A 25,111-nucleotide genomic window follows, 5' to 3' on the forward strand; every position below is an offset into this window, starting at 1 on the left:
ACCTCTAGCCGTCGCTCACGCCCGCTTCCGCAAATGTCGCCATGCCCGAATGGCACGCAATCGCGCCTTTAAGCACACCGATTGCCAGTGCCGCGCCCGAGCCTTCGCCCAACCGGAGGCCGAGATCGAGAAGCGGCTGTTTGCCAATCGCATCAAGCAAACGCATATGCGCGCCCTCCGCGCTCTTATGCCCCGCAACAGCGTGATCCAACGCGCCATCGGCGGTTTTGGCCAGAACGAGCGCCGCGGCGGTGCAGATAAAGCCATCAATAATGACCGGAATGCGGTGTTGATGCGCCGCCGCCATCGCGCCCGCCATTGCTGCGATCTCGCGTCCGCCAAGGCAACGTAGCGCTTGCAGCGGGTCAGCGCGCGCCTCCGGATTACGCGCCAGACCATCGGCAACGGCCTGCGTTTTGCGGGCAAGGCCTGCGTCATCCACTCCAGTGCCACGCCCTGTCCAGTCCGCCGGATCGCCACCAAGTATAGCCGCAGCAATCCCCGCAGCCGACGTGGTGTTGCCAATGCCCATCTCGCCCGTGACCACGAGATCAGCCTTCGGGTCAACAGCCTCCCAGCCAGCCGCCAGTGCAGCGACAACCTCGACCTCGCTCATCGCGGGGCCTTGGGTGAAATCGTTCGTCGGGTTATCAAGCTCCAGCGCATGCACATCCATCTTCGCGCCAAAGGCCTTGGCCAGCTGGTTGATCGCTGCACCACCGTGCTCGAAATTGGCCACCATCTGCACCGTGACCTCCGGCGGAAAGGCCGACACACCTTGCGCACAAACGCCATGATTTCCTGCAAAGACAAGCACCTGAGGCGCTGCCAGTTGGGGCTTCTGGTCACCGCGCCACGCGGCATACCAAATCGCCAAATCCTCCAGACGGCCCAACGCTCCCGGCGGTTTGGTCAATTGCCCGTTCCGCGCCTCCGCAGCATCTTTCGCCGCAGTGTCGGCTGTGGGCAGGGCTGCCAGAACCGCGCGAAACTCTTCAAGTGTCAAAAAGGGAACTGTCATCTCGTCCTCATTGATTTTCAGCTGGCATCTGTCTATCGCTCCTCGCCGAGAATGAAAGCACAGAAAGGGCGCACCGATGCGCAACCGCGACACCCGCCTGCAAGATTTCGAACGTGCCGACATCGCCCGCGCATTGGGCCTGATCAGCCGCCTTCCAGTGCGCGTTGACCCTGATAGCGCGCAGGCGCGCGGGGGCGCCGCCGCGTGGGCATGGCCTGTTGCAGGCGGCATCATCGGCGCGATTGCCGCCCTCGCCGCCGCGATCGCACTCGGCTTGGGCCTCGGCCCCGCGATCGCGGCGGCTCTGGCACTTGCAACCCTCGTCGTGATTACCGGCGCGATGCATGAAGACGGGCTGGCCGATTGCGCAGACGGTTTCTGGGGCGGATGGGAAAAAACCCGCCGCCTCGAGATCATGAAAGACAGCCATATCGGCGCCTATGGCGTCGCGGCGCTGATCCTCTCTTTCCTGCTGCGCTGGTCCGCGCTGACGATGCTCTTTGCGGAAGGCTACGTCTGGACGACACTCATCGCCGCCGCAGCGCTGAGCCGTGCACCGATGGTGGTGCTGATGCGGCAGCTTCCCAACGCACGCGGCACGGGCCTTTCCCAATCGGTTGGCCAGCCAACGCTACGCGCTATGCAAGGGGCTTTGATCGCCGCACTTGTCATCGGATTTCTGACGACCGGATTTCAGATCATCCTGCTGACCATCGTGGTCGCCCTCGCGACGCTTGGCGTTGCCGCCATCGCGCGGGCCAAGATCGACGGACAGACTGGCGATGTTCTGGGTGCAACCCAGCAGGTTGCTGAAATCGCCGTTCTGCTTGGCCTCGTCGCGCTTAACAGCTAAGTGCGGCGGCCAGCGACACCGGTGAATAGGCGCCAAGGCTGCGATGGGTCAGCACCCCGTCAACGAGCCGCGTCGCCACAATCTGCTGCCAATTAGCATCGGCAGTGATCATCTCGGTGCGTCCGCCGCAGGTGCGAATCCCCCCTTCGATTATGTCGGCCCCGAATTGGTGATTGGTCAGCCCGCTTGCCTCCGCCACAGGGTGCAAAACGCCGTTTTCAAAGCGCCACACCCGCAGCACCTTAGCCAAATGCGGGCGATCAATATAGGCGATCTCGATCCAACCGTCGCCATCCAGATCAGCCGCACCCAGCGGCGCCAGCCACCGGAAACGCGTCCCGATATGGGGCGTCGCCGCGATCATACCGCTGGGACCATAAATCACCAGCCGCGCGCCCCGTTTCGTGTCGCTCTCGACGGCGATGACCTCCATCATACCGTCCCGATCGACATCAAACAGCCGTGGCGCCGTATCTTCAAAGACCGCACTCTCTGGCAGCGTCAACCGCCGCACCGCGCCTGTCTCACTTTGCAAAACAAGCGCACCCCATTCAATCGGATCGCCCAGTGCGCCATGCGGATAGCGCTCGGTGGGGGCTTCATAGCGTGCCGAGGCAATGGAAAACGGGTCCGCCTGCGCCGCCCCTGCCCAAAGAGCAAGGAGCAGCACCAGCGAAACCCGTCGCATTAAATCTGCTTTTCCGGCATCTGCACGACAAGCCCGTCCAGCGCATCAGAGACTTTCAACTGGCATGTCAGGCGCGAGCGGCGCGGATCCGGCTCGTAGGCAAAATCCAGCATATCCTCTTCCATGTCATCGCGTGCGGGCAGCTTTTCGACCCACTCCTCGGCAACATAAACATGGCAGGTCGAGCAGGCACAAGCACCGCCACAATCCGCTTCAATCCCCGGAATGCCATTGTCACGGGCCCCTTCCATCACGGTCAGTCCGTTGGCGACCTCGACAACATGCTCAGTGCCACCGTGCTCGATGTAGGTGATCTTGGCCATCGTGCCTTCACTCCTTTGAAATCTCTTTCGTTGCGTTGCCGCTTATCTAGGGCGTTCAAAGAAGCGGTTCCAGTCAAAATCCCGAAAGAATGTGGGTTGTTCGCGACATCTTGAAGTGTCCATAACCCTACCATGCCTTTTTCCTGTATTTTCACGACGCGTCAGGTAGCATGCCCCCACAAAAAAGGACGGGCATAGATGCAGTTGAAACTTCGCTTTTCCAGCCTCGTGGCGCTGACAGTTACGGCGGCCTGTTCCGCGCCGATCCCGGGTCTGGATGCCCTGTTGCCACCAGAGACGACCGAGACAAGCATCGCCCAAGGGCTCGACGGCACCTGTCAGGCCCGCAGCATCACCCCCGCGATTATCGAGACAGTGACCGAACAAATCGTCGTGCAGCCTGCCGAACTTTCGGCAGAGGGTGAGGTGCTGGAGCCTGCCACCTTCCGCACTGTCACCCGCCAAGCGATTGTTCAGGAACGCCGTGAGGTGCTGTTTGATGCAGTTTGCCCCACTGATCTGACGGTGGAATTCGTCTCTGGCCTGCAACGCGCCTTGATCGTGCGCGGTTTTCATGCGGGCGGTGTGACGGGCGACTATGACAGGCTGACCCGCGCTGCCGTTCAATCCTACCAGAGGCGCACAGGCGGGCCAGACACTTCAACCCTGTCGCTGGCCTCGGCGCAGAGCCTTGGCCTCGTCGCCATCCCCCGCAGCGAGCTGTAATAAAAAACCCGGCCCGCAGATAGCGGACCGGGGTGTTTTTGCATTCTTGGCGGGATTACTCGTTAACGAGAAGCGCCATGAATTGCGGCTGTCCCTGACGGCGGATCAGCAGCAGGATCGACTTCCGGCCACCGTCGCGCGCCTCTTGAACACGCTCCTCGAACTCGGCGATGCTCGTCACCTTCTGCTGGCCTGCTTCGGTAATCAGGTCGCCAGGCATGATCCCTTTGATCGAGGCATCGCTCTCGGGCATGACATCAAGCACGACCAAGCCGCTGTCCTGCGCAAGCTGGAAGCGCTCCGCAAGCTCTGGCGTCACCTCTGACAGCATCAGCCCCAGAACTTCCTGCGGCTCTGCCGGATCAGGCTCTACCGTATCGGGAAAGGCGACCGGCTCCATCGTTTCGCGTCGGCCCAGTGTCACCGCAAGCCCGACCTCATCGCCTGCGCGCAGCACGATCACATCAACCGTTTTGCCCACCGGCGCATTGCCGACCATCCGTACAAGCTCCCGCGTGTCAGGCACGTCCATTCCGTCAAAACTCAAGATCACATCGCCCGCCAGCAAGCCGCCATCCTTGGCAGGCCCGTCCGGTACTTCTGTCACCAAGGCACCGCGGGCCATGTCGAGCCCTTCAATCGCCTCGACCATGTCATCCCCAACATTCTGGATACGCACACCCAGCCAGCCACGGCGTGTCTCGCCGTATTCCTGCAACTGGTCGACGACGTTCTTGACCACGTTCGACGCCATCGAGAAGCCAATGCCGATCGAACCACCGTTGGGCGACAGGATCGCGGTGTTCACCCCGATAACTTCGCCTTCCATGTTAAAGAGCGGGCCACCGGAGTTGCCACGGTTAATCGCCGCATCGGTCTGGATATAGTCGTCATAGGTGCCCGACAGCTCACGGTTTCGGGCGGAAACGATCCCCGCGGATACAGAAAAGCCCTGCCCCAGCGGGTTGCCCATGGCAATCACCCAATCACCCACGCGCGATCCCATGCCATCACTATCCCCGAAGTTGACGAAATCGAGATTTTCGGCATCCACCTTCAAGAGCGCAATATCGGTGTTTGGGTCAGTGCCAATCACCTCGGCGGGCATCTCATCGCCCGAGAAGAACTCGATAAGGATCTCGTCGGCATCCTCGATCACATGGTTGTTGGTCACCACATAGCCATCCGCCGAAATCACAAAGCCGGAGCCGAGCGCCGAGGAGCGGCGCGGCTGGCCGGGGCCATTATCGAAATCGCGGAAGAAATCCTCGAAAGGCGAGCCTTCCGGAACCATCCCCTGCGGGCCCATGCGGTCTGCGACCATGGTGGTTGTGGTGATGTTAACCACCGCAGGGCTCACCCGCTCTGCCAGTTCAGCAAAGCTGACAGGGCGGTCCTGCGCGGCGGCCGGTGTTAGCTGGGACAGCACCAAGGCCATTCCCAGAAGCACCGCTGAAAGAAATGCCAGCGCAGCAGGGCGCTGGTCTTGTCTGACTGCAATTGCCGTCGGTTTCACTGGCAATCTCCCTTGTTCTAGACAGTGCCCGGTAAACGCCGAGCTTACTTAAGCGAATGTAGGCCTCGGAACGAAAGGCGCAATCGCCACGGCCGCAGCGTCACCGAGATGTGAACGCGCGTGGCACGGGTTCACCCTGCCGCCACCATGCGCGCATACCAGACGAGCGCAAGCCCGATTGTAAGCGCGATCAGCCCGGTGAGCCTCCGCGCCTCGGCAGGCATATCCCGCAACAGGCGTAGCAGGTCTTCAATAACGTGAGGGGCCAGCACATAGACCAGCCCCTCGACAATCAATACAAGACCCAACGCATACAGCGCTTCGGTCATCATTGCGCGGCAGCACCATCCGCCGAATACAGGTAGTCAAAGAAACTGCTGTCCGGCGTCAGGACCAGCGAGGAATTCCCCCCCTGGATCGCAGATTCGTAAGCCTGCATCGACCGGTAGAAGTCGAAGAACTCCGGATCGGCACCAAATGCTTCAGCAAAAATCGCGTTACGGCGGGCATCTGCTTCACCTCGGGCGACCTGTGCTTCGCGTTCGGATTCCGAAAGCGTTTCGACAACGGTACGATCAGCCAATGCGCGCACCCGCTGCGCGGCTTCGTTACCACGCGCGATTTCGTCGGCGGCTTCACGCTCACGCTCTGCGCGCATCCGTGCGAATGTGGCTTCGAGGTTTTGCTCAGGCAGGTTCGTCTGCTTCAAACGCACGTCGACCACATCAAGCCCCAACGACACCGCGCTGGCCTGTGCCTGATCGCGGATTCGCGTCATCAGCGAGCGGCGCTCGGAGGAAAGGATCGAGTCCGAAGTCACCTGATCAGCACCCAAAACCTCACGGATTTGCGCGTTCAGGATCGAGCTCAGCCGGTCCTCAGCCGCCCGCAGACCACCGACACCGACAGCCTGACGGAATTGCACCACATCTGTGATCCGGTAACGCGCAAACGCATCGACCACCAAACGACGGTCATCAGAGGGCGTCACCTCGATCGTGGCGGTGTCCAGCGACAGGATCCGATCGTCATATCTCACGACCTCCTGAATCAGCGGGATCTTAAAGCCCAAACCTGGCTCCTCTTTGACGGCCTTGATCTGGCCGAACTGGAGCACCAGCGCCTTTTCGCGTTCGTCAACGATGTAGATCGAAGACATAAGCCCGGCGATCAGCACCACGAGGACGGGGAGAAGAAAAGTTGTCTTACGCATCTCTTAGTTCCCTCCACCAGAATTACGGTTCAGCTCGTTCAGCGGCAGATACGGCACCACGCCATTTCCATCGCCCCCCGCGAGGGACGGATCGAGAATGATCTTATCCACATCGCCAAAGACCTTTTCCATCGTTTCCAGATAGAGACGGCGCCGCGTCACATCTTCGGCCTTGGAATATTCCTCAAGCACGGCGCTAAAGCGGCTCGCTTCACCCAATGCCTGATTCACGACCTGCGCACGGTAGCCTTCGGCCTGTTCAAGGATCTGCGCGGCTTCACCACGCGCCTCGGCCAATACGCGGTTCGCATAAGCATCCGCCTGCCGTTGCAACCGATCACGCTCCTGTTCAGCAGCCTGAACCGCACGGAAGCTGTCGATCACTTCGCGCGGCGGGTCAGCCTTGTCGAGGTTCAGACGCACGATCGAAATACCGCTGTCATAGCCGTCCAGAATGGCCTGAATTTCAGTCGCCGCTGTATCCGCGATCAAGCCACGGTCACGGTTGAGGATCGGCGCCAGCGGTGACGCGGCGATGATCTCGCGCATCACGGATTCCGATACTGCTTGAACCGTCAATTGCGGGTCACGAATGTTAAACAGCAGCTTAGCCGGATCGTTGATGTTCCACACAACTTGGAAATCAATATCCACGATATTCGCGTCGGTCGTTAGCATCAGGCCGCTCGCATCGCGGCTGTTGGCGCCTACGCCGATATCTTCTGTCCGTTCGGAAGTGACGTTGATCACGTCTGCCGTCACAAAAGGCCAAGGTGCAAAGTTCAAGCCCGGCTGCCCGGTTTTGTAATAGCTCCCGAGAAACAGCTCTACCGACTGCTCTTCCGGTTTCACGGTGTAGAAGGATGCCATCCCCCACAGCACCACTGCTGCCAGAGCACCAAGCCCGATAGTGCCACGGGTCAGTCGCGGGCCACCGCCGCCGCCCTGACCGCCACCGCCGCGCTGGCCACCGCCACCGCCGCCGCCCATCAGAACGCGCAATTGCTCGCGCCCCTTGTTCACCAGTTCGTCGATCTCGGGGATCTGCCCGCCATCTTGACCGGGCCTGCGCCCGCCACCATTTGGCGGACGCTCGCGGTCATCGCCGCCCCCGCCTCTGTTTCCGCCGCCGCCCCAAGGGCCACCGTTATTACCAGCCATATCCTGTCGTTCTTCCTTTTTGATCTCCGGCTTCGCCGGTTGCATGTTCTCAGACTTGTGCGTCCCTACACAAAATTCAAGCCGTTCGCACGGGCGCTTTCATCGTAACAAGTTCTTCTGCCATCGTCGGATGCACCGCGACGGTGCGGTCAAAGTCCTCTTTCGTGGCACCCATCTTGACCGCAATACCAACCATCTGGATCATTTCACCCGCCTGATCCGCGACGATATGACAGCCCAGCACCTTCCGCGTCTCGCGGCTGACGATGAGTTTCATCAGCACGCGGTCACTACGTCCGGCAAAGGCATGGTTCATCGGCCTGAACGACGTGCAGAAAACCTCTATCGGTTCCTGATCGCGGGCTTCCTCTTCGGTCAGGCCCACGCTCCCCAGTTCCGGCTGGGTAAAGACCGCCGAGGGGATCAGCTTATGGTCAACAGGTGTCGGGTTGTCATTAAATACCGTCTCGACATAGGCCATACCCTCGCGGATCGCGACCGGCGTCAACTGCACCCGCCCTGTCACATCGCCAATGGCATGGATCGACAGCACCGCCGTGGCGGAATAGTCGTCGACAAGAATTTCGCCGTTGCGGCCCAGCGCCACGCCAACCTCTTCCAGCCCCAAGCCTTCGGTATTTGGCTTGCGCCCGGTGGCGAACATCACCTGATCAAAGACGCGCTCCATTCCGTTCGTCGCCTTCACCCGCACGCCGTCGCCGTCTTTCTCCATCGCCACGATGTTGGTGCCACAATGGAGATCGACACCTTTTGCCTTCATCGAATCCGCAATCAAGCCGCGCGCCTCGTCATCGAAGCCCCGCAGGATTTGAGCACCACGATAAAACTGCGTCACTTCAACGCCCAACCCGTTGAGAATGCCAGCAAATTCGCAGGCGATATAGCCGCCGCCCACAATAAGGATGGACTTCGGCAACGTCTCAAGGTGGAAAATGTCGTTCGAGGTGATGCCCAGATCGGCATTCGCCATCTCTGGAACCACAGGCCGCCCGCCGACCGCGATCAAGATTTGCTTGGCTGTGATTTCCTCTCCGGTGGAGAGCCGCACCGTATTGGCGTCTTTGACCGTGGCACGCGCGTCGTAAGTCGTAACGCCGGATCCTTCCAGCAACTTGCGGTAAATCCCTTCGAGCCGGTCGAGTTCGGCCTCCAGCTTGGCCCGAAAGCGCGGCCATTCAAACGTGCCCGCCTCAAGCGACCAACCATAAGCCTGCGCATCGTCGAACATCTCGCGGTAGCCAGATGCGAAAACCATCAGCTTTTTCGGCACGCATCCACGGATCACGCAGGTGCCGCCCATCCGGTCTTCTTCCGCCAGCGCGACTTTAACGCCGCCTGCCGCTGCGACCCGCGCCGCTCTTACGCCACCGGAGCCACCCCCGACGACAAACAAATCATAATCAAATGCCATTCTTAGTCCGTTAGGTCCGAAAACAGGTTGTCGTCATCCAAAATATCAAAGCGTGTCACGTCATTCGTGCCTTCAGTAATGTCGAACACTTCGACTTTGCCGTCGCCATGCCCGATCACCACTGCATCGCAGATATCTATGAACAGCCCGTTTTCAACCACCCCCGGCACCTGATTGAGCACAAGGCTCAGCTGTCGCGGGTTACCGATCCGGCGCAGATGGAGGTCAAGGATATGGTTGCCCTCATCGGTGACAAAGGGGCGGTCCCCATCCATGCGCAAATTCACCTCGCGGCCCAATACATCCATGCCGATCAGCAATTCTTCCACCAGCGTTTTCGACGTCTGCCATCCGAACGGGATCACCTCGATCGGCAAGGGGAAAGCGCCCAGCGTTTCGACCTTTTTCGACAGGTCCGCGATCACGACCATTTTATCGCTCGCGGTGGCAACAATCTTCTCCTGCAAATGCGCACCGCCGCCGCCCTTGATCAGCGTCAGGTCCGCGTCGAACTCGTCCGCGCCGTCAATCGTCACGTCAAGCCACTTCGCTTCATCGAGGCTGATCACCTCGATCCCGACCTCGCGCGCCATCTTGGCCGTGCGGGAGGAGGTAGGGACACCTTTGATCTGCAATCCTTCGTCACGAACCATCTCACCCAAGCAGCGCACCAGCCACGCCGCTGTCGAGCCGGTTCCCAGCCCGACACGCATGCCGCTTTCCACAAACTGAGTCGCGCGCTTGGCGGCCGCGAACTTGGCCTTATCGATGGGTGACAGTGATCCGGGCATTGGGCAGCTCCCTCTATATTTCGGCACGGTTATAGGCCAGATGCCCGAGGGGTGCGAGGGGAAGATTGCTCCATCTGCGCTAACCAGCTTACGCGTCGTTTGCGCGAATTTCCTAGGAATGGTCGTTTTCCACTAAAGGCCGTTGCAACACATCGCTATGGTCGCGCCATGTCACAAACGCTGCGCCTTCATTACGCCCCTGACAACGCCTCGCTTTGCGTGAGGTTGGCGATGGAGGCTTTTGCCATTCCTCACGAACTCGTTCCGGTAGATCGCGCCAGCCGCGCTCAGAAAAGCCCGTCCTATCTGCGGATCAACCCCAACGGGCTGATCCCCGCATTGGAAACGCCGCATGGCCCGCTGTTTGAGACGGCGGCGATTCTCCTATGGCTCTCTGATATCTATCCGGGGCTGATGCCCCCGCCCCGTAGCGCGGAGCGAGGCGAGGCGCTGAAATGGCTCTTCTGGATGTCCAACACCCTTCAGGCAACCGAGCGCCTGCTGTTTCACCCCGATGATCTGGTGACCACCGAAGCCGCCAAGCGGGAAGTCCAGCACGGCCTGCGCGAGGCGGTGAATCGCCAGCTGACCGTGATCGAGCATTCGGGTGGAGCATGGATCGACACCGCCGCGCCCTCGGCACTGACCGCAATGCTCGCCCCGCTCCTGCGCTGGCCAGCGCTCTACCCAGATGGCGATGGATACAATCTCGCGGGCTATCCCCGCCTTTTCCGTTTCGCCCAAGCCTTCGAAAAGCACAACTTTGTTGTGACAGTCGCCGCATCCGAAGGTCTCGGCGCCACGCCATTTTCAACCCCCTCATACCCCAACCCACCCTTAGGGAGTGCCACCTGAATGTTTCTTTCGGTCTTTGATATGTTCAAAGTCGGCGTCGGCCCGTCCTCGTCGCACACCATCGGCCCGATGGTCGCAGGCGCTCGGTTCCTCGATCACCTGCGCGCCCAGCCGTTTCAGGTTGCGGGTGTGCGCGCCACTCTGCACGGCAGCCTCGCCTTCACTGGCGTCGGCCACGCCACTGACCGCGCGGTGATCCTTGGCCTCGCCGGTTTCCGCGCCGATGACTACGACGCCGCAAAAGCCGAAGCCGAATTGGAGCGTATCCGCGACGAAGGCACCCTCCACCCCGAGGACTTGCCGCAACTCGCATTCCAGCCGAAGGATGATCTGATCTTCGATTACGGCCCAAACCTACCCGGCCACGCGAACGGCCTCGTCATTCGCGGCACCGACGCCCAAGGCGACGTGATCACCGAAGTGACCTACTATTCCATCGGTGGCGGCTTCGTCCTCACCGCCGAAGAGTTGGAAGCGGGCAAAGATCAGGATGACGGCCCGCCCGTGCCCTACCCTTTCAAATCCGCCGCCGAAATGCTCGAAATGGCCCTGCGTTCGGGTAAATCCATCGCCGAGATGAAGCGTGCAAACGAGCTGAGCCGGATGCCAGGCGCCGATCTCGATCGCGGTATCGCCCGCATTTGGGAAGTGATGAACGATTGTATCGAACGCGGCCTTGCCACCGATGGCATCTTGCCCGGTGGGCTCAATGTGCGCCGCCGCGCCAAGGGTATCCATGACGCATTGCAAGCCGAACGCGGCCGCAATCTCACCGCGCCACACACGATCAACGACTGGATGTCGACCTATGCGATGGCGGTGAACGAAGAGAATGCCGCCGGAGGTCAGGTCGTCACCGCCCCCACCAACGGGGCGGCAGGCGTCATTCCCGCTACCATCCGCTACTGGCTGGATCACGTCCCCGGCGCAACCACGTCACGAGTGCCTGATTTTCTCCTCACAGCGGCGGCGATTGGCGGGTTGATCAAGTTCAATGCCTCAATCTCGGGCGCTGAATGCGGCTGTCAGGCCGAGGTCGGCTCCGCCTCCGCTATGGCCGCCGCAGGACTGGCTGCCGTCATGGGCGGCACACCAGAGCAGGTTGAAAACGCTGCCGAAATTGCACTGGAGCATCACCTCGGCATGACCTGCGACCCGATCCGCGGCCTTGTTCAGGTGCCTTGTATCGAGCGTAACGGCCTTGGCGCGATCAAGGCCGTTTCTGCCGCGTCGCTTTCATTGCGCGGGGATGGTCAACACCTCGTCCCGCTCGACGCCGCGATTGAAACCATGCGCCAGACCGGCAACGACATGAGCGAGAAATACAAGGAAACCGCGCTCGGCGGCCTCGCCGTTAACGTTCCGAACTGCTAAAGCCGCCATCCGTCGCAAACAGACAAGACCGCCTGCGCCTGACGGGGGAAGAGCAACCATGAACACAGATCGCATTCTCCTTGGCGTGGCGCTGATGATCGGTTTCTGCGCCACCGCCCCGCTGATTGACGTCGCCTCCAAACTCGCGACGGCAGCGCTCCCTGTTGGCGAAGTGACGACCGCCCGTTTCATCGTGCAGTCCGCGCTCATGGCGCCGGTTTGCCTCGTCATGGGCCTCGGCCTGCGCCTGCCGCAAGGCACGCTTGGGATGATGACCCTGCGCGCGATCTTTCTGATTTTGTCCACCTATTGCTTCGTCGCCGCGATCGAAGTCATGCCGATCGCCGACGCGCTCGCTATCGCCTTTGTCGAGCCGTTCCTTCTGCTGATCCTCGGTCGCGCACTGTTTGGTGACGAGGTCGGCCCCCGCCGAATCGGTGCCAGCATCGTCGGCTTCGGCGGCTCCATGCTGGTTATTCAGCCGAGCTTTGCAGCCTTCGGCGCTGTGGCCTTCTACCCCTTGGGAACGGCGCTGTTCTTTGCCGCCTACATGCTGGCAACCCGTAGCCTGTCGCGCCGCGCCCATCCCGTTGCGATGCAGTATCATACCGCGCTTCTTGCCTCGCTGATCTGCATTCCGGTTCTGGGGATCGGTGCGATTGCCGATCTTGCCCCCATCGCGCCGGTCAAGCCCGAAGGCATATTCTGGCTCTGGCTTTTCGGCGTTGGCGCAGCGGCATCCGTTTCACATATGATGATGACCATCGCCCTGCGTTTTGCGCCTTCGGCCACCCTTGCGCCGCTGCACTATCTTGAAATCGTCTCCGCCGCCGTGCTGGGCTATCTCGTCTTTGGTGATTTCCCAGATGCGCTGACTTGGACAGGTATCGGCATCATCGTTGCATCGGGCCTCTACATCGTCCACCGCGAACGGATCACTGCCAAGCGCGGCTCGGTCATCCTCCCGACCGTTGCCAGCCGCCCGCCGCAAGGCTAGCCTCCCTTCATGACAGATGACCGCCCCTTCCTGGGGATCTTGTTCATGCTCGGTTTTTGCGTGCTCGCGCCCCTCGGGGACAGCGTGGCAAAACTGCTGGGCGGCAGCGTCGCGCTGGGTGTCCTTCTGCTGGCGCGCTTCGGCTTTCAGGCGCTGCTGTTGCTGCCCGTGGTTCTCGCCTCCGGCAGCCGCCCGCAGCTGACACCGCGCCTGTTGGCAATCACCGCGCTGCGCACCGTTCTGCATATGCTGGGTATCGGTGCGATGTTTGCCGCCCTGCGCTACCTGCCGTTGGCCGATGCCCTCGCCATTACCTTCGTCATGCCCTTCCTGATGCTCCTGCTGGGCTGGCTCTTTCTGGGCGAGGAGGTCGGCCCGCATCGCCTCGCCGCCTGCGCCGTGGGCTTCGGCGGCACGCTCCTCGTGATCCAGCCCAACTTCGCCGAGGTGGGCGCACCAGCCCTCCTGCCGCTTGTCGTTGCGGTGGTTTTCGCTGTCTTCATGCTGGTCACCCGCCTGATCGCAAAGCAGATTGATCCGGTTACACTGCAATGCCTGAACGGGTTTCAAGCAAGCCTCGTGCTGGTGCCCGCTTTCTTCCTCTGGCCGGCATTCGGCGGCGCAACTCTCACGCAAGCCCCCGCCTCCACGCTTGTTCTCCTCACGGCAATGGGCATCACCGGCACCGCCGCGCACCTGATGATGACATGGAGCCTCAGGCTGGCCCCGTCAGCCACACTCGCCCCGATGCAATATCTCGAAATTCCGTTCGGCACGCTCCTCGGCTGGCTGATCTTCAGTGATCTCCCCGATGGGCTTGCCGCAGTTGGCATCTTGGTCACGATCTCGGCAGGGCTCTACATCATCCTGCGCGAGCGCCGCCTTCAGCAACAGGCGCCATTACCGCCCCATGCGCCGCCAGCGGCAGAGTGATCAGCAGCGGCGCATCCGTCTCGATCCGCACCTCGCCAGACCCGACAACCTTGTTCGACACACTGATCATCGCATCAGGACTCATCGCAATCTTTTCCAAGGGCCACGCAAGCCCTGTCGCACTCACCCCGGCCTCCCCCAACGGAAACAACGAAATCCGTGACCCGTGATCCAGCTGAAGCAGGTGCGCGCCCGCCTCCAACGCGAAAACCACATCCTCCTCCGAGAGCAGGAACACCGGCCGCGCCGCGAAACGGACAAGGACGTTCAGCACGGCCATCGTGTGATCGAGCCGCCCCCCCAAAAAGCCGACCCCTACCATCAGGGGCGCTTCGACGCGGGTGAGCACCTTTTCGAAATCGGTGGTTTCCTGCTCGGCAATCGGGTGAACACGCGCCGCAAAGTCCCGCAGCACCTCTTCTGATGCGCTGTCGAGATCGCCTATCACCGCCTCTGGCATGAGTCCCCGCGCATGCAAAAGCGCGGCACCACCATCCGCCGCAACCATCCTTGGCGAAATCGCCTGAGCAATGTTAAACTCAACAACGTTAACAGGGCCGCCCCCGACCAGAACTATTGGCTCATTTGAACAAACAATCACAACGCCGCACCTCGATTGGCCACAATTTGGAAACATGCCCCAAAACAGCCATGAAATAATACCGTTATAAACCTCTTTCCGTTCCCGATTACGAACCAATTGCTGGTAAAAAGGACGGACCCCGCACTGGGAGAAAGTGAGCGATTAATGGTTAGTACGAGCAAAATTCTAACGGTTTCCTATGGCACATTCTCGTGCACGCTAGAGGGATTCGACGATTCGTTCGACACGATGAAAGCAATCGCCGAGTATTTTCGTGATCTCGCCGCAGATGACAGATACTTCGGTGCTGAGCCACCCACGCCAGATGCCGATATGCTTGCCCGTATCGCCGAGCGTGAGATGTCCCGCCGCGTCGAAGCCCGCATGGAGCGCACCGGAATCGTCCTGCGCCCCGCTGCCGTGGACGAGGCAGCGCCGGCCACAGAAACACCCGCTGCGCAGGCAGCACCGACCGAGGCACGCGCCCCGGCTCCCGCTCCGGCAGCTTCCCCTGCGCCCGCAGCCGCCGCTCCTTCCCTGCTGGACGACAGCGAGGACGACAGCGCCGCCACCTTCTTTTCCCAGCCGCAAACCGCTGCCGAACCCGCCTCTGGCGATAGCCTGATCGAACGCCTCAAGCGCATCCGCGCCGCCGCTGCCGCACAGGCCGCCGAGGCAGCGAACGAGGTCGACGCCGCAGAAGAGACACCGGCAACCATACGGCCCGAGGTAACGCCCGCACCCGCAGTAACGACCGAAGAGGCCACTGAACCGCCCGTAGCGGATGAGACACCTTCCGCCCCCGCAGAGGCAGAAGCCGCCCAAATCGAGGAAGAAGCCGCCGACGATAGCGGCGAAGATGATACCGCCCTGATCGCCGCCCTCGCCAGCACTCCTGCGCCTGCGGCAAGCCCCGTGACAGGCCCTATGACAGGCGCCGTGACAGACGATGCACCAGAAGATGACATCGCCACCGCAGCCACCGCAGAGGAACCGGAAACCGCAAGCGACGCCACAGCGGAGGACACTGCGGAGGACACCGCCGAGGAAGCCCCTGCTCCGGCCCATGTCAGCATGAGTTTCGACGCTTTCACCCAAGATGTGACCGAGCGGCTTTCCGAAACCCCGTCCGATGCCACCCCGTCCGATGACCCAGTCGAAGCCGAAAGCTCCGAAGCTGAAACCGTCGCGGAAGACAGCGACGAGGAAGAAGAGGTCACCGTCGAAATCGCAGTCGAGGGGGAGATCGTCGAAAACTGGTTCGACGAAGCCGCGACCGAAGACGCAGAAGAACCTGCCGCCAATTTTGGCGTCAATCTCGCCAGCCTAGACGGCCTCGAAGATTACGAAGACACCTCCGACAAACCCGAAGCAGCACTGCTTTCTCCCGAGGAAGAAGAAGAGCTGGCGCACGAGCTGGCTGAACTGGCTACAACGCCCGCAGAGGAAGTGGAAACAGCAATCAGCGATGACGACGACGAAGTCGAAGAGGACACACCCGCTGCCGCCGTCGACGACCGCCGCGGCCGCGACATCCTCGAAGGCCAGCCCAATGGCGATGGCGATGTCGACCGCATCATGTCCCGCACCGACGATCACCTCTCCGAGCCGGAAGGTGAGCGCCGCCGCGCTGCCATCGCGCAGCTGCGCGCCGCAGTCGCCGCCACCGAGGCCGCGCGACAGCTAGGCGACAAGCCTGAAGATGCCGAAGCGGCCAAGGAGCCTTTCCGCGACGACCTCAAGAAAGCGGTCAAGCCGCGCTCCGCCTCTGGCCTGTTAAAGGCGATCCGTGGCAGCCGCTCCAAGACAGACACCCCGCGCCCCGAGCGTCCGCGCCCCGCGCCGTTGCGTCTTGTGGCGGAGCAGCGCGTCGACGACACCGCGCAACCGGCTGCCACCCAGGCGCCGCGCCCTGCGCGCCCAGTCGCCACGCCGCGCGCGGCGGCAACGCCTGTGATCAGCGGTTATGATAGCTTCTCCGATTTCGTCGAAAGCATGGGCGCGCACGGGCTTGGTGACCTTCTCGAAGCCGCCGCCGCCTACACCGCTTTCGTTGAGGGCGCGGAGGATTTCTCCCGCCCCGAACTGATCCAAAAAGTGCGCGAAGTGCATGACGAAAACTTCAGCCGCGAAGACGGCCTGCGCTTCTTCGGCACCCTTCTGCGTGAGGGCCGGATCAACAAGGTCAGCTCCGGCCGTTTCCAAGTGGCCGATTCGACCCGCTTCCGGCCCACCCAGAAAGCCGCCAGCAACTAGGCGCGGCGCAGATCGAAAACCTCGTCGGGCGGCCAGTTGGCCGCCCGTTTTCGTAACGCAACGTCATTTGACGCATTGCTCTGTCCGCCCCCTGACAGTAAACAGCGGCCAACTTTAATATCCAGCCGTCGGGGGGCATGCCCGTGCCAACACTCGTAATGAAATTCGGTGGAACGTCGGTCGCCAATATCGACCGCATCCACCGCGCCGCCAAGCGCGTCGCCGTCGAGGTGGCGAAAGGCTATGATGTGATCGTGATCGTGTCGGCGATGTCGGGCAAAACCAACGAGCTTGTCGGCTGGGTCAATGAGACATCCCCGCTCTACGATGCGCGTGAATATGATGCCGTTGTGGCGTCGGGTGAAAATGTCACCGCTGGCCTGATGGCGCTGCGCCTTCAGGAAATGGACATCCCCGCACGCAGTTGGCAGGGCTGGCAGGTGCCGGTGCTCACCACCTCGGCCCATTCCTCTGCACGGATCGAAGACATCCCGTCCGAAAACATCACCCGCAAGTTTGGCGAGGGCATGAAAGTCGCCGTGGTTGCGGGCTTCCAGGGCCTCTCGCCCGAGGGCCGGATCACCACGCTGGGCCGTGGCGGCTCCGATACCACCGCCGTGGCCTTCGCCGCAGCCTTCGGCGCGGAGCGTTGCGATATCTACACCGATGTGGACGGCGTCTACACCACCGACCCCCGCATCTGCGACAAGGCCCGCAAACTCGACAAGATCGCCTTTGAAGAAATGCTGGAACTAGCCTCCCTTGGCGCCAAGGTTCTGCAAACCCGCTCCGTCGAGCTTGCCATGCGGTACAAAGTGCGCCTGCGGGTGCTCTCCAGTTTTGAAGAACAGTCCGACGAAGCAGGAACGCTCGTATGTGACGAGGAGGAAATCATGGAAAACAACGTTGTCTCCGGCGTCGCCTATAGCCGCGACGAAGCCAAAATGACGCTGATCTCGGTGGCCGACCGCCCCGGCATCGCGGGCAAGATCTTCGTTCCGCTGGCCGAAGCTGGCGTAAACGTCGATATGATCGTGCAGAACATCTCCGAAGATGGCCGCACCGACATGACTTTCTCCTGCCCCGTAGATCAGGTTATCCGCGCCAAGAAAGCGCTGGAAGAGGCGCATGCCCGCGGCGATATCAACTTCTCTGAACTTGTGACAGATGATGGCGTCTGCAAAGTCTCGGTCGTCGGCATCGGCATGCGCAGCCATACCGGCGTCGCGGCCAAGATGTTCGAAGCGCTCGCTGCTGAAGGCGTGAACATCAAGGTCATTTCGACCTCCGAAATCAAAGTTTCCGTCCTGATCGATAGAAAATACATGGAACTTGCAGTCCAAGCACTCCATGATGCCTTCGAACTGGAAAAAGTGGCCTAGCGCTTTGCTGCGTAGGGCTGCACGGGGAGCGTGATGCCCGAGACACGGACCGAGAGCGAAAGCCGCAAGCTGCTGGGGCGTCTGAGGGACGCACTGGCAGAGGATAGCGCCGGTCAGGCCCGCCTTGACCATGTGGTGAACATCATCGCCTCGTCCATGCAGACCGAGGTTTGCTCCATCTACCTCTTCCGCGACGAGGACACGCTTGAGCTTTGCGCCACCGAGGGCCTTGCTCCCGACGCGGTGCACCAAACCCGCATGCGGCTCGGTGAAGGCCTTGTCGGCAGCGTCGCCCGTAGAAAGCGCATCATCAACACCGCCAACGCGCCCGCCGCCAAGGGCTTCCGTTACATGCCGGAAACCGGCGAAGAACGGTTCTCCTCCTTCTGCGGTGTCCCGATCCAGCGCCTCGGCGACGTGCTCGGCGTTCTGGTCGTCCAGTCCAAAGCTGCCCGCGAGTTCACGCCTGACGAAGTGTACGCCCTCGAAGTCGTCGCTATGGTGCTGGCCGAAATGACCGAGCTTGGTGCCTTTGTTGGCGAAGGCGCGGCGCTTTCTGCACGTCACCAGCAAGCTGTCATGTTCCGTGGCACTGTCGGTCAGGAAGGCGCCGCCGAAGGCCGTGTCTATTTGCATGAGCCGCGCGTGGTTGTGACCAACCCGATCTCCGACGACCCAGAATCCGAGGCCAAGCGCCTGACAGAAGCCGTCGAAACCCTGCGCGTCAGCGTCGATGACATGCTCGCCGACGCCACGGGCGGAAATTCGGAGCAGACGCAAATCCTCGAAGCCTATCGCATGTTCGCCAATTCCAAGGGCTGGATGAAGCGCATGCTCGAAGACGTCGAAAACGGCCTTTCGGCCGAAGCTGCCGTGGAAAAGGAGCAGTCCCTCGCCCGCACGCGGATGAGCCAAGCGACGGACTCCTACCTGCGTGACCGCCTGCACGATCTTGATGATCTCTCCAACAGGTTGCTGCGCATCCTGACCGGCCAAGGCTCCTATACTGGTGCCGAAATGCCCGATAATCCGGTGCTGATCGCCCGCAATATTGGCCCGGGTGAACTGCTTGATTACGGCAAGAAACTGCGCGGCATCGTGCTGGAGGAAGGCTCCGTCGGCAGCCACGCGGCGATCGTTGCGCGTGCATGGGCGATCCCGCTGATCATCAATGTCAAAGGCATCACCACCGAAGCGCTAAACGGCGATCCGATCCTGATCGACGGTGATCAAGGCATCGCCCATTTGCGCCCTGACGAAACCGTCAAAACGGCCTTCCGCGACAAGATGGCGATGCAGGCCCGCGCCCAACAGCGCTATGCCTCAATCCGCGACCTGCCCGCCACCACGTTGGATGGCACCACCGTCGCGCTGCACATGAATGCCGGTTTGATGGCCGATCTCCCCTCGCTCGAAGGCTCCGGCGCCGAAGGCGTGGGCCTTTTCCGCACCGAATTGCAATTCCTCATCCGCAACCAGATGCCCAAGCGGGCAGAACTGTCCGCGCTCTATTCGCATGTGATGAAGGCGGCTGGCGGCCGTCGCGTTGCCTTCCGCACGCTCGATATCGGCTCGGATAAAGTGCTCCCCTACATGAAGCCGAACGACGAGCCGAACCCTGCGATGGGCTGGCGTGCCATTCGCGTGGGGCTCGACAAACCGGGCGTTTTGCGGATGCAGATTCAGGCGTTGATCCGAGCCGCCAATGGCCGCCCGCTGACGCTCATGTTCCCCTTCATTGCGCAACTCCAAGAATATGATGCCGCCCGCGCCGAAGTGGACAAAGCCCTCGAACGCGAGCGCATCCTCGGCCATCCGATCCCCGAAAAGCTCGAAGTTGGCGCGATGCTGGAAACACCGTCGCTCGCCTTCGCGCCGGATGATTTCTTCAATCGCGTCGATTTCCTATCCATCGGCGGCAATGACCTCAAGCAGTTCTTCTTTGCCGCCGACCGCGAAAACGAGCGCGTGCGCCGCCGCTACGATACGCTCAATGTCAGCTTCCTGAACTTTCTGGAAATGATCGCCGAGCGCTGCGCAGCCTCCAACACGCCCCTTTCCTTCTGTGGCGAGGATGCCGGACGCCCCGTCGAGGCACTGTGTTTCGCGGCTATCGGCATCTCGATGCTGTCAATGCGCCCGCCCTCCGTTGGGCCGGTCAAGCACCTGCTGCGCCGCTCGAACCTGCACGAAGTGAAACAGGTGATCGACAGCGCCCGTTCCGAGGGCGCGCAATCCGTGCGCCCCGCCGTGATGGAATGGCTCTCGAAGCAAAGCTGACTTAGGGCAAGCTTCGCGTCATCAATGCAGCGTGAAAGGCGTCCAGAACCGCCTGTTCATCATGGTCCCGCGCCAGCCGCCGCAGCCCAAAATGCACCTGCGCCACCTCTGTGTAGTAGCGGATAAAGGCATAATTCGTGCCCGCCCCCGCCGCCGCGCCCAAAAGCGGCACAGCTTGGCTGGCCAGCTTTTGCGAAAGAACGGCGGCAAACTTCGGTGCCACGCGCGAAATCACGCCCTGCACCGCCGCGCCGGTAATCGAAAGCCGCGCCCCGATGAAACTTGTATCGACACCATCATCCATGCCACCCGGTCCGCCTGCGCCGAACACCCGCAAGCATTCAATCCGCGTTTCCTCGCTGGTCGGGTCTTCGCCGTGGGTTTCGGCGATATCCTGCACCGCTCGAAAAATGACAGTGGTTGTCACCGGCAATTCCAACAACGCCGTCGGCAAGCCACCTAGGCCGCCAACCGCGCAGCTAACCGTGCCCATGATCCGGTGCGCGCGGTCGCCTCTTGCAAGGTCCGCCATCGCACCCTCGCGGCTTCGCGCGGCATATTCATAACTGCGCAATAGCGCCTTGCGCGCCGCGCTTTCAAGGCGGTCGCGCTGCTCTGCTGGGAGCATTTTCAGGCCGTCCTCGACCTGCCCACCCACCAGCATCACCGCTTTCATCAACATCCCGCCGGCAGCCGCCTGTCGCTGGGCCAGCGCGGTCACCTCGGCGTGTGCGGCATCGGGCAGGGGTACGACCGGTACAACCGCCGTCGCCGCGACCGCGCTTTCCAAAGGTGAGTTTTCGTCTGTTTCCGGTGCGCCCATGGCTCATTACATGGGGAAATCAGGTCGGAATACAATCCCCGTCATAGCGGCTGACCATGCCGCTGATGCCGTTCCACGCCCCATCCACGAGCGCTTGCCCCAGCACCCGATCAGGGTTCGTCGGTGGCGGCATCTCGACGCCTTGCAGCTTGCGGAAGCCAAACCGCGCGTAATAGGGCGCATCACCGACCAACATCACCCGCTGCCAGCCCAGCTCGGTCGCGCGGTTCAGGCAGCGCTGCATCAACAGCCCGCCGACGCCCTCGCCCTGCCGCGTCGGATGCACGGCAATCGGCCCCAGCAGGACCGTTACATGCTGCCCACCAACACAGACCGGCCAGTTCCGCACTGCCCCTGCCAAGATACCATCGGCATCCCGCGCAGTGACGCATAGCTGCGGAATTGGCGCGACGCCCTCGCGCAAACGATAGGATGAAAGCGCCATACGCCCCGGTGCGAAGCACAGGTCATAAAGCGCCTCCACCTCCCACCAGTCCTCTGCCTGCTCTTCGGCGAGATTGAGCATCTCCGCGCCGCCCCTGTTCGTCGCTGCACTTTACCTCCGACTAACACGACGCTACCTCCTGTTCCAAGCCCAGCCATGAAAGGAAGCGATATGTTTTACACGACCGAGGACGGACACCCGCTCCCGCACAATCCGTTCAAGGCCATCGTAAGCCCGCGCCCCATAGCGTGGATTTCCACCCGCGATGCCGCTGGCCGCGATAATCTCGCTCCTTATTCGTTTTTCAACGCCGTTTCCGATGCCCCGCCACAGGTGGTGTTTTCCTCCACATCCGCAAAAGAGGACCGTGGAGACACCAAAGACACCGTCGCCAATATCCGCGATACGGGCGCGTTTTGCGTCAATATCGTTTCCTATGCGCTGCGGGACGCGATGAACCGCAGCTCCGGCGCATGGGGCCGCGATGTGGATGAGTTTTTAGATGCAGGCATTGAAAAAGCGCCCTGCAAGACGATCTCCTGCGCCCGCGTCGCCGCCGCTCCCGCCGCGCTGGAATGCAAGCTCCTGTCGATCACCCAACTGAAGGGCAAAAACAGCTTCATGGTTCTGGGCGAAGTCACCGGCACCTATCTGGCCGATGACTGCATCGTTGACGGGCGCTTCGACGTCACCCGGTATGAGCCACTGGCACGCCTCGGCTATCGCGATTATGCCCGCGTATCTGAAGTGATCAGCCTCAAGCGCCCCAACGATTAACCGCGTAGGGCAGGTTCTGGCGGCCTAGTGGCCGCCGATAATGCCCGTCCGCACGCCATAATCCGCCGCGATCTCGTAATCGGGGTCGTCGTCGCTATCGACCATCAAATGCCCCGCTTTGGTCAGCAGGCGGTGACAATCACGGCTCAGGTGGCGCAGCATGATCCGCTTACCCGCTTCCTCGTATTTCGTGGCCAGCGCCTCAACGGCCTGTAACGCGGATTGATCCACCACGCGGCTCGCCGCAAAATCGACGATCACAGTGTCGGGGTCGTTTTCGATATCGAAAATCTCGGCAAACCCGTCCGTCGAGCCAAAGAACAGCGGCCCTTGGATTTCGTAGACTTTCGCGCCTTCTTCGGTGTTAGAAGGCCGCGTGATCGCATGAATGCGCTTGGCATTATTCCACGCATAGGCCAGCGCCGAAACGATGACCCCGACGATAACCGCCGTCGCCAGATCGGTCGCCACGGTCACAACGGTCACCAGCACCGTCACAAATGCATCCGTCAGCGGCACTTTGGCGAGGATCTTCAGCGAGTTCCACGCAAACGTCCCGATCACCACCATGAACATCACGCCCACCAGCGCCGCGAGCGGGATCTGTTCGATCAGCGGCGCGGCAAACAGGATGAAGATCAGCAAGAACAACGCCGCGGCAATACCGGCCACGCGGGTCCGGCCACCGGATTTGACGTTAATCATCGACTGGCCGATCATCGCGCAGCCGCCCATCCCGCCGAAAAAGCCCGTTACAGTGTTGGCAACGCCTTGCGCCATGCATTCCTGACTGGCGCCGCCACGCCGTCCCGTCAGATCGCCCACAAGGTTCAGCGTCAGCAGGCTTTCGATCAGGCCGATGGCTGCAAGGATTAGCGCATAGGGTAGGATGATCTCGAAGGTTTCAAAATTCAGCGGCACCATCGGCACATGGAACGCCGGCAGCCCGCCCTCGATCGAAGCCATATCGCCCACGCGCGGCACATCCAGCCCGAAGCCGATCACCACGGCCGCCACAATGCCGATCCCCGCCAGCGGCGCAGGAATGATCGTCGTTATCTTCGGCATGCCCCAGATGATCACCATCGTCAGCACCACCAGCGCCAGCATCATGTAAAGCGGCATGCCAGACAGCCACTCCCCGCCAGACATCCCGTGGCCTGAGGCTTCCGCCGTGCCGGGCACTTGGAATTGCGTCAACTGTGCAAGGAAAATCACAATCGCCAGCCCGTTCACAAAGCCCAGCATCACCGGATGCGGCACCAGCCGGATAAACTTGCCCCAATGCATCGCACCAACGATGATCTGGATAATCCCCATCAGCACAACGGTCGCAAAGAGGTACTCAACCCCATGCTGCGCCACGAGGCTCACCATGACGACCGCCAAAGCGCCCGTCGCGCCCGAGATCATCCCCGGTCGCCCACCGATCAGCGCGGTGATCAGCCCCACGATGAAAGCTGCATACAGCCCTACCAGCGGATGCACACCCGCGACAAAGGCAAAGGCCACCGCCTCCGGCACCAGCGCAAGCGCGACGGTCAGGCCCGAAAGCAGTTCGATCCGCAGCCGCGAGGCCGTGAAATCATCCGGTTCGGGGGCAAATGACATTCGGTCGGCAAGAGCCAACAGTGACGGCTTCGTCATGGATCAAGGTCCGTTCTATGGGAATTTCCCTGCCCCCTACCCCGCCACGGGCGTGATGTCACCCCCTCCCCCTTAAAAACTGCCCACCACCTTGCCACGCGAGCGCGGCTCTGCTTCTCTGCGATGCAGGGCTTGAGAGGGGCATCCATGAAAGCAAAGCTTGGCATCATCGGCGGTTCGGGGCTCTACGCGCTCGACGCCCTTTCAGGGGCCGAATGGCGCATCGTTGACAGCCCGTGGGGCACACCTTCCGATGCGCTTCTGTGTGGCGAAGTCGCGGGCGTGGAGGTCGTGTTCCTCCCCCGCCACGGGCGCGGCCACCGGCTCAGCCCCGATGCCATCCCCTACCGCGCCAATATCGACGCGATGAAGCGGCTCGGCGTGACCGATCTGGTTTCCGTCTCCGCCTGTGGCTCGTTCCGCGAGGACATGGCACCGGGTCATATCGTGCTGCCTGACCAGTTCATCGACCGCACCTTTCAGCGCCCACCCAGCTTCTTTGGTACCGGCTGCGTCGCGCATGTGAGCCTCGCCCATCCCACTTGTGCGCGGCTGGGTGATCTGTGCGAGGCCACCGCCCGCGATCTCGGCGCGGCCGTCCACCGCAATGGCACCTATCTGGCGATGGAAGGCCCGCAGTTTTCCACCCGCGCCGAAAGCCGCCTTTATCGCGAGGTCTGGGGCGCGGACATCATCGGCATGACCAACATGCCCGAGGCCCGCCTCGCCCGCGAGGCCGAGCTGTGCTACACCACCATCGCTATGGTCACTGATTATGACTGCTGGCATCCCGATCACGGCGCGGTCGATGTCAGCGAGGTGATCGCCACCCTCACCGCCAATGTCGCAACCGCCCGCGACCTCGTCGCCCGCCTGCCGTCGGGCCTCACCGCGCGGCCATCACCCTGCCCCTGTGGCTGCGACCGCGCCCTCGATCACGCGATCATGACCACGCCCGACACCCGCGACCCCGCCCTCCTTGCCAAGCTTGATGCTGTCGCGGGGCGAGTTCTCAGCAATTAACAGCCATTGAGA

Annotated in this window: 24 protein-coding genes; 11 read left to right on the forward strand and 13 right to left on the reverse strand. The window is 61.7% G+C overall.

Translation table 11 applies throughout. From position 1 onward, the window contains the following. Nucleotides 1-4: 4 nt before the first annotated feature. A complete protein-coding gene (gene cobT / locus AB1E42_RS10805; protein WP_368344253.1) occupies nucleotides 5-1,021 on the reverse strand; it encodes a nicotinate-nucleotide--dimethylbenzimidazole phosphoribosyltransferase in 1,017 nt (338 codons plus the stop codon). Nucleotides 1,022-1,097: 76 nt separating this feature from the next. On the opposite strand from cobT, the gene cobS reads away from it, so the two are divergent. Next, nucleotides 1,098-1,874: an adenosylcobinamide-GDP ribazoletransferase gene (gene cobS / locus AB1E42_RS10810; protein ID WP_368344254.1), complete on the forward strand. Its 777-nt coding sequence runs from the start codon at nucleotides 1,098-1,100 to the stop codon at nucleotides 1,872-1,874. Here the strand turns inward: cobS and AB1E42_RS10815 are convergent. Both AB1E42_RS10815 and AB1E42_RS10820 read right to left on the reverse strand, forming a co-directional pair. After that, nucleotides 1,864-2,562: an FG-GAP repeat domain-containing protein gene (locus AB1E42_RS10815; RefSeq protein ID WP_368344255.1), complete on the reverse strand. Its 699-nt coding sequence runs from the start codon at nucleotides 2,560-2,562 to the stop codon at nucleotides 1,864-1,866. The genes cobS and AB1E42_RS10815 overlap by 11 nt on opposite strands. Continuing rightward, on the reverse strand, nucleotides 2,562-2,885 hold the full coding sequence (locus AB1E42_RS10820; protein ID WP_368344256.1) for a 2Fe-2S iron-sulfur cluster-binding protein: 324 nt from the start codon (nucleotides 2,883-2,885) through the stop codon (nucleotides 2,562-2,564). The genes AB1E42_RS10815 and AB1E42_RS10820 overlap by 1 nt, the downstream gene beginning before the upstream one ends. 198 nt (nucleotides 2,886-3,083) lie before the next feature. Between AB1E42_RS10820 and AB1E42_RS10825 the strand changes: the two genes are divergently transcribed. Next, nucleotides 3,084-3,611 carry a peptidoglycan-binding protein gene (locus tag AB1E42_RS10825; RefSeq protein WP_368344257.1) on the forward strand — a complete coding sequence of 176 codons (528 nt, stop codon included), beginning with the start codon at nucleotides 3,084-3,086 and terminating at the stop codon, nucleotides 3,609-3,611. 55 nt (nucleotides 3,612-3,666) lie between these two features. Here AB1E42_RS10825 and AB1E42_RS10830 read toward each other — a convergent pair whose 3' ends face one another. The 6 genes from AB1E42_RS10830 to rpiA all read right to left on the reverse strand — a co-directional run bounded on the left by AB1E42_RS10830 (nucleotide 3,667) and on the right by rpiA (nucleotide 9,724). Further along, entirely contained in the window at nucleotides 3,667-5,049 is a 1,383-nt protein-coding gene (locus AB1E42_RS10830; protein ID WP_368346413.1) for a Do family serine endopeptidase, read from the reverse strand. 209 nt (nucleotides 5,050-5,258) lie between these two features. Continuing rightward, a complete protein-coding gene (locus tag AB1E42_RS10835; protein WP_368346414.1) occupies nucleotides 5,259-5,456 on the reverse strand; it encodes a DUF2065 domain-containing protein in 198 nt (65 codons plus the stop codon). Further along, nucleotides 5,456-6,340, reverse strand: coding sequence for a protease modulator HflC (gene hflC / locus AB1E42_RS10840; RefSeq protein WP_368344258.1), 885 nt, complete (start codon nucleotides 6,338-6,340; stop codon nucleotides 5,456-5,458). Before hflC ends, AB1E42_RS10835 begins: the two co-directional genes overlap by 1 nt. Before the next feature lie 3 nt (nucleotides 6,341-6,343). After that, nucleotides 6,344-7,501, reverse strand: a complete 1,158-nt coding sequence (gene hflK / locus AB1E42_RS10845) for an FtsH protease activity modulator HflK (RefSeq protein ID WP_368344259.1) — start codon at nucleotides 7,499-7,501, stop codon at nucleotides 6,344-6,346. Between the two features lie 76 nt (nucleotides 7,502-7,577). Continuing rightward, a complete protein-coding gene (gene gor / locus AB1E42_RS10850; RefSeq protein ID WP_368344260.1) occupies nucleotides 7,578-8,933 on the reverse strand; it encodes a glutathione-disulfide reductase in 1,356 nt (451 codons plus the stop codon). 2 nt (nucleotides 8,934-8,935) lie between these two features. Then, on the reverse strand, nucleotides 8,936-9,724 hold the full coding sequence (gene rpiA / locus AB1E42_RS10855; protein ID WP_368344261.1) for a ribose-5-phosphate isomerase RpiA: 789 nt from the start codon (nucleotides 9,722-9,724) through the stop codon (nucleotides 8,936-8,938). 168 nt (nucleotides 9,725-9,892) lie between these two features. On the opposite strand from rpiA, the gene AB1E42_RS10860 reads away from it, so the two are divergent. From AB1E42_RS10860 to AB1E42_RS10875, 4 genes are read left to right on the forward strand one after another with little or no spacing between them, the layout of a single operon-like run. Then, the gene (locus AB1E42_RS10860) at nucleotides 9,893-10,579 is read left to right on the forward strand and encodes a glutathione S-transferase family protein (RefSeq protein ID WP_368344262.1); all 687 of its coding nucleotides are present in this window, start codon (nucleotides 9,893-9,895) and stop codon (nucleotides 10,577-10,579) included. Next, a complete protein-coding gene (locus tag AB1E42_RS10865; protein WP_368344263.1) occupies nucleotides 10,580-11,953 on the forward strand; it encodes an L-serine ammonia-lyase in 1,374 nt (457 codons plus the stop codon). A gap of 58 nt (nucleotides 11,954-12,011) precedes the next feature. Next, nucleotides 12,012-12,950: a DMT family transporter gene (locus tag AB1E42_RS10870; RefSeq protein ID WP_368344264.1), complete on the forward strand. Its 939-nt coding sequence runs from the start codon at nucleotides 12,012-12,014 to the stop codon at nucleotides 12,948-12,950. A 9-nt stretch (nucleotides 12,951-12,959) separates the two neighbouring features. After that, entirely contained in the window at nucleotides 12,960-13,883 is a 924-nt protein-coding gene (locus AB1E42_RS10875) for a DMT family transporter (RefSeq protein WP_368344265.1), read from the forward strand. On the opposite strand, the gene AB1E42_RS10880 is transcribed toward AB1E42_RS10875, so the two are convergent. Further along, on the reverse strand, nucleotides 13,813-14,484 hold the full coding sequence (locus tag AB1E42_RS10880; protein WP_368344266.1) for a thiamine diphosphokinase: 672 nt from the start codon (nucleotides 14,482-14,484) through the stop codon (nucleotides 13,813-13,815). The two genes, AB1E42_RS10875 and AB1E42_RS10880, sit on opposite strands and share 71 nt — an antisense overlap. Before the next feature lie 147 nt (nucleotides 14,485-14,631). On the opposite strand from AB1E42_RS10880, the gene AB1E42_RS10885 reads away from it, so the two are divergent. From AB1E42_RS10885 to ptsP, 3 genes are all read left to right on the forward strand, one after another. Beyond that, on the forward strand, nucleotides 14,632-16,722 hold the full coding sequence (locus AB1E42_RS10885; RefSeq protein ID WP_368344267.1) for a hypothetical protein: 2,091 nt from the start codon (nucleotides 14,632-14,634) through the stop codon (nucleotides 16,720-16,722). A 143-nt stretch (nucleotides 16,723-16,865) separates the two neighbouring features. After that, nucleotides 16,866-18,104 (forward strand): aspartate kinase, encoded by a 1,239-nt coding sequence (locus AB1E42_RS10890; protein ID WP_368344268.1) that lies wholly within the window; start codon nucleotides 16,866-16,868, stop codon nucleotides 18,102-18,104. 33 nt (nucleotides 18,105-18,137) lie between these two features. Beyond that, nucleotides 18,138-20,384, forward strand: a complete 2,247-nt coding sequence (gene ptsP, locus AB1E42_RS10895; protein WP_368344269.1) for a phosphoenolpyruvate--protein phosphotransferase — start codon at nucleotides 18,138-18,140, stop codon at nucleotides 20,382-20,384. Nucleotide 20,385: 1 nt separating this feature from the next. Here ptsP and AB1E42_RS10900 read toward each other — a convergent pair whose 3' ends face one another. Both AB1E42_RS10900 and AB1E42_RS10905 read right to left on the reverse strand, forming a co-directional pair. Next, complete coding sequence (locus tag AB1E42_RS10900; RefSeq protein WP_368344270.1) at nucleotides 20,386-21,207, reverse strand: EcsC family protein; 822 nt, start codon at nucleotides 21,205-21,207, stop codon at nucleotides 20,386-20,388. 19 nt (nucleotides 21,208-21,226) lie between these two features. After that, on the reverse strand, nucleotides 21,227-21,733 hold the full coding sequence (locus tag AB1E42_RS10905; protein ID WP_368344271.1) for a GNAT family N-acetyltransferase: 507 nt from the start codon (nucleotides 21,731-21,733) through the stop codon (nucleotides 21,227-21,229). 90 nt (nucleotides 21,734-21,823) lie between these two features. Between AB1E42_RS10905 and AB1E42_RS10910 the strand changes: the two genes are divergently transcribed. After that, nucleotides 21,824-22,429, forward strand: a complete 606-nt coding sequence (locus AB1E42_RS10910) for a flavin reductase family protein (protein WP_368344272.1) — start codon at nucleotides 21,824-21,826, stop codon at nucleotides 22,427-22,429. Nucleotides 22,430-22,453: 24 nt separating this feature from the next. Here AB1E42_RS10910 and AB1E42_RS10915 read toward each other — a convergent pair whose 3' ends face one another. Next, entirely contained in the window at nucleotides 22,454-24,076 is a 1,623-nt protein-coding gene (locus AB1E42_RS10915; RefSeq protein WP_368344273.1) for a SulP family inorganic anion transporter, read from the reverse strand. A 147-nt stretch (nucleotides 24,077-24,223) separates the two neighbouring features. Here AB1E42_RS10915 and AB1E42_RS10920 point away from each other — a divergent pair, with 147 nt between their 5' ends. Beyond that, nucleotides 24,224-25,099 (forward strand): S-methyl-5'-thioadenosine phosphorylase, encoded by an 876-nt coding sequence (locus tag AB1E42_RS10920; protein ID WP_368344274.1) that lies wholly within the window; start codon nucleotides 24,224-24,226, stop codon nucleotides 25,097-25,099. Nucleotides 25,100-25,111 lie beyond the last annotated feature (12 nt).

Origin of the sequence: Pelagovum sp. HNIBRBA483 (assembly GCF_040931995.1) — a bacterium.
In the GTDB taxonomy this organism is placed as follows: Bacteria; Pseudomonadota; Alphaproteobacteria; order Rhodobacterales; family Rhodobacteraceae; genus JAEPMR01.